This window comes from Streptomyces sp. NPDC000941 (assembly GCF_053599555.1).
Genome location: NZ_JBSFMM010000419.1, coordinates 1 through 4,523, shown reverse-complemented (window position 1 = coordinate 4,523; position 4,523 = coordinate 1). Strand labels below are relative to the sequence as shown.

Annotated in this window: 4 protein-coding genes and 2 pseudogenes; 5 read left to right on the top strand and 1 reads right to left on the bottom strand. The window is 67.5% G+C overall.

Annotation, left to right across the window (positions count from 1 at the left end; translation table 11 throughout):
• From ACWDSL_RS52055 to ACWDSL_RS52045, 3 genes and pseudogenes are all read left to right on the top strand, one after another.
• Nucleotides 1–426 (top strand): annotated as a pseudogene (locus ACWDSL_RS52055) (phosphogluconate dehydrogenase (NAD(+)-dependent, decarboxylating)); the annotation flags it as partial.
• Nucleotides 423–1,889, top strand: a complete 1,467-nt coding sequence (gene zwf, locus ACWDSL_RS52050) for a glucose-6-phosphate dehydrogenase (protein WP_450496625.1) — start codon at nt 423–425, stop codon at nt 1,887–1,889. The pseudogene ACWDSL_RS52055 and the gene zwf, both read left to right, overlap by 4 nt.
• 114 nt (nt 1,890–2,003) lie before the next feature.
• Nucleotides 2,004–2,551 (top strand): annotated as a pseudogene (locus tag ACWDSL_RS52045) (transposase); the annotation flags it as partial.
• Nucleotides 2,552–2,746: 195 nt separating this feature from the next.
• Here ACWDSL_RS52045 and ACWDSL_RS52040 read toward each other — a convergent pair.
• A complete protein-coding gene (locus ACWDSL_RS52040) occupies nt 2,747–3,307 on the bottom strand; it encodes a TetR family transcriptional regulator (protein ID WP_369386203.1) in 561 nt (186 codons plus the stop codon).
• Nucleotides 3,308–3,392: 85 nt separating this feature from the next.
• Between ACWDSL_RS52040 and ACWDSL_RS52035 the strand changes: the two genes are divergently transcribed.
• Together ACWDSL_RS52035 and ACWDSL_RS52030 are read left to right on the top strand one after the other, a co-directional pair.
• Complete coding sequence (locus ACWDSL_RS52035; protein WP_450496623.1) at nt 3,393–3,767, top strand: patatin-like phospholipase family protein; 375 nt, start codon at nt 3,393–3,395, stop codon at nt 3,765–3,767.
• Complete coding sequence (locus tag ACWDSL_RS52030) at nt 3,764–4,240, top strand: patatin-like phospholipase family protein (RefSeq protein WP_450496621.1); 477 nt, start codon at nt 3,764–3,766, stop codon at nt 4,238–4,240. The genes ACWDSL_RS52035 and ACWDSL_RS52030 overlap by 4 nt, the downstream gene beginning before the upstream one ends.
• Nucleotides 4,241–4,523: the final 283 nt, after the last annotated feature.

The following is a 4,523-nucleotide window of genomic DNA, read 5'->3' as shown; positions in this document are numbered from 1 at the left end:
ATGGCCTCGATCGCCGAAGGGCTCAGCATCATCGAGCACGCGGACGCCGGGCTGCGCAAGCGCACCGCCGACGCGGAGACCACCCCGCTGCGCGAGCCGGAGGCGTACCAGTACGAGATCGACGTCGGCGAGGTGGCCGAGGTGTGGCGCCGCGGCTCGGTCGTGGGCTCCTGGCTCGTCGACCTCACCGCCGACGCGCTGGCCCGGTCGCCGAAGCTGGAGGAGTTCACCGGGCGCGTCTCGGACTCCGGCGAAGGGCGGTGGACGGTACGGGCCGCGATCGACGAGGGCGTACCCACCCCCGTGATCGCCACCGCGCTCACCGATCGGTTCCAGTCCCGGGGCCTGGGCGAGTTCGGCGACCGGGTCCTGTCCGCCATGCGCAGCGAGTTCGGCGGACACGCCGAGAAAAGGAGCCGACCGTGACACGCCCGGACAACCACGTCATCGTGCTCTTCGGCGCCACCGGCGACCTCGCCAAGCGCAAACTGCTCCCCGGTCTCTTCCACCTCGCCAAGGCAGGCCTCCTCCCGGGCCGCTACCGTATCGTTGGCTCGGCACCAACCCAGTTCGCACTCACCGACGACGACTTCCGTATATACGCGCGCGACGCGGTCGCTACCTTCGGGCTGTCGGAGCCCTCTGGGCTGGCGTGGCAGGCCTTCGAGGACTCGCTGTCCTTCGGCGCGGCCGATCCTCAGGATCCCGGCCCGCTCCTCGCGGCGGTACGGGCAGCCGAGGACTCCCTCGGTGGGCAGCCACGCAGGCTGTTCCATCTGGCCGTTCCGCCCTCCGCGTTCGCATCCGTCATCGGAATACTCGGCGATACTAATCTTGCACAGGAATCCAAAGTGATCGTGGAGAAGCCGTTCGGCACCGATCTCGCTTCAGCACGAGCGCTTAACAAGACGATCCACGCCGTCTTCGACGAATCCCGGATCTTCCGCATCGATCACTTCCTCGGTAAGGAATCGGTGGACAACATCCTCGCCCTCCGGTTCGCCAACGGCTTGTTCGAACCCATCTGGAACCGGGACCACATCAGTCATGTGCAGATCGACGTCCCCGAAACGCTCGGCCTTGAGGGCCGCGGCCACTTCTACGAAGGCACCGGAGCCTTCCGGGACATGATCGTCACGCACCTGATCCAGGTACTCGGCATCGTGGCAATGGAGCCACCCGTCTGGCTCGCCGCCCAGCCATTGCGCGATGAGAAGGTCAAGGTCTTCGAGGCGCTGCGCCCCATCGGGCCCGAGCACGTCGTACGCGGCCAGTACGACGGCTACCGGGACGAGCCGGGTGTCGCGCCCGATTCACGGACCGAGACGTTCGCAGCGCTGCGGCTGGAGGTGGACAACTGGCGGTGGTCAGGGGTGCCGTTCTACCTGCGCTCCGGCAAGAACCTCGCACAGCACCGCGAGGTGATCACGCTCGGCCTGCGTGAACCACCCCTGAGGATGTTCCGTACGGATCTTCCCCACCGGGAGAAGGACCAAGGCAACAAGATCGTGATCGATTTCGGGGACCCTGGGTGGATCGCAGCCCGCTTCCTCGCCAAGGAACCCGGCCCCACCATGGACCTCGCACCGGCGACCATGGCCTTCCGCTACAACGACTCCTTCTGCCAGGCCCACGGACTTCAGGGCTACGAACGACTGATCCTGGACGCCATGCTCGGCGATCAGTCGCTGTTCACCCGCTCGGACGGAATTGAACACATCTGGGAGTTGTCGACCCCTCTGCTCGACAACCCACCGCCGCTCCAGCCATACGCCCCTGGCTCGTGGGGCCCCGAACAGGCCGTCAGCGAACTCATCGCGCCACACCAGTGGTATCTGCCAGGTGCCAGCGAAGATGCCATCGGGAGTCCTGGCCGAGGCCGACTCTGAAAGTGTGTGAGGCGGGTAGCTACCGCGGGCGTCGCTGGCATGGTCGCGCATGCCGCCGAAGCCGGCGACCAGTCCGATCCAGGTGCCCGCGAGGGAGGCGATGTGCAGGCCGTCGCGGGTGTTCCGCAGATCGCACTGGAATCCTACGACCGGATCGTTGGCCTCGTACTCGACCAGATCGCCGTCGACGGCTCGATCACCAAAGCCCCCGGCGGCGGCGAGGTCGCAGGACGGTCGTCGGTCGATCGCGGTAAACAGGGTCTGAAGCGCTCAGGTATGACGGACCGCTATGGAATCCCGCTGGGTCGCGTGTTGGCCGGAGCCAACCGTCACGACTCCCCGTTGCGCGCCCCGACCCTGGATCGCCTGGACGACCTGGGGCCGCTGCCCGACGACATCACCGTGCACCTGGACGCCGGCTACGACTCGGACAAGACCCGCGCCCTGCTCGACGAACGTGTCCTGCTCGCCGCATCGCGCGCAAGGGCGAGAAGGCGCCGATCCAGGCAAGTCAGAGGTGGCACGTCGAACGCACCCACGCCTGGCAGAACGCCTTCCACCGCCTCGGCCGCTGCTACGAGCGCCGCGTCACCGTCATCGATGCCTTCTTCGACCTCACCGACACCATCATCACGGTACGTAGCCTGATCCGTCGGACATGAGCGACCCACCGATGGGACGAACGCCCGAACCGCCGCCCATGACCAGACGCCAACTTTTGGGCGAAACCGACCATCAGACCGCCCGATGCGATCGCGGCATCGCTCCGACTCGGCGGTGTTCCCGGCCCTGACATCGGGCTGGTTTCCGTCCTTGCCCGGCGCGGTGCCACCCTGGCAAAACCTTGCCAGGACCGTTCACTGGTTCAGGAGTTCAGCGAAGCGGTCCAGCGCACGATCGGTGCGGTGGCGGTCGCCGGTAGCTGTGAGATCGAACAGCAGACCCCGGACAACGGCCATGACCAACGTGGGCGTGACGGTGTCGTCTGGACCGGTGGAGACGTCGCGGAAGGTGGCGCCGAGCGTGTCGAACCAGTCCGTGATCGCCTCGCCCTGGTCTGGGTAGGTCTCGGGGTGAACCAGTCCGTCGGCGTGCACCTCGAAGAACAGCCGGACGAACGGCGCACGTTCGTCTGCGCTGATCCACGCCCAGATACCACGCAGCCGCTCTTGCACAGAGCCCGTCTTTGGCGGAAGGTGCTCGGCCAGGCGCACAGCACCTCGGCGACGGGCCTCGGCGAGGACCGCCGCAACCAACTCCTGTTTGCTGCCGAAGTCGTAGAGCAGCATCCGTGGGCTGGTGTCGAGGGCTGCGGCCAGTGGCCGCAGGCTCAGCCCGGCCAAGCCGTGCGCCAGCACATAGTCGGTCGCCTGCGCCAGCGTGCGCTCGCGACGGGCGGGATCAGCGGGTCGCCCCACGGCGGATCTCCTCTCAGCGACTCGGAGTGGAAACAGCATGAGCGAGTATATGGTACGACTGTTTCAATAACGAAGGGAGATCACCTTGCATACCTTCGACCGAGCACTCGTCCTGGGTCCCGGGAGTCACGTCGGCACCGCCTGGATGGCAGGACTGGCCTACGGATTGCGCCGCGATGGCGTGGAACTGGGCGAAGCCGACCTGATCGTCGGGACGTCGGCCGGCGCGATCGTCGCAGCACTACTCGCCACCGGCCAGGACCCGGGGCGGCTCGCGACGTCGGCCCGCCAGCCAGCTCACCGGCTCAAGGCGGACCCCGGGCGGATGGGCGAGGTGTTCGCCGTACTCGGCGACCGCAGCCTGGAACCCGGCGAGGCCAGGCGTCACGTCGGTCGGCTCGCGCTCGACAGCACCGACCTCCAGGCCGAGGAGGCGCTGATCGCGGGCGCGCCGCCTTGATCGGTGCGGACGCGTGGCCGGAGCGGCGACTGCTGATCGCCGCCGTGGACGCAACCACCGGGGAGCCCGTGGTGTGGGACCGCGACAGCGGCGTTCCGTTGGTGCACGCGGTGGCAGCGAGTAGCGCCTTCCCTGGGGCCGCGCCGCCCGTTGCCATCGACGGCCGGCGATACATGGACGGTGCGCTGCGTGCGGGCTCCAACGCCGATCTCGCCGTTGGAGCCCGCACGCTGGTCGTGGTCGAGCCAATGGCCCACCTGTTTCCCCGGGAGCCACTCAATCAGCAGCTGGCGGCCGTGGGGGCAGGCACCGTGGTCACCATCGGCCCCGATCCTGCCTCGGTGCGCGCTTTCGGCTCGGACATGGGCGACCTGGCAGCCTGGGAACCGGCCTACCAAGCGGGTCTTCGCCAGGCCGGCGACGTCGACGCGCAACTCCGCTCCATGTGGCAGACAGAAGCCGACGTGGGCTGACAGCTGATCAGGTCGGTGATGTGTGGGCGCTGGCAGCCCACCGGACGGGTCGCCGCGCAGGCCGACCCCTCCGGCAGTACAGGTGCAAGTCCCCAGTGATCACAGAGCGTCGCAACTCGGTGGTCACCAAGACCTGCGCCTGCCTTACTTCCGGGGTAGTCCCACCACGCCTATCTGCGCCACCTCTAAGAAGCTGTTGTCTTTTCGATCTTGAGCGGTGGCGGTCGAACGCGGATTCCCGGTCGGGTGATCCTGCAGTGGCCAGAGCATGAAGACGGGGCCT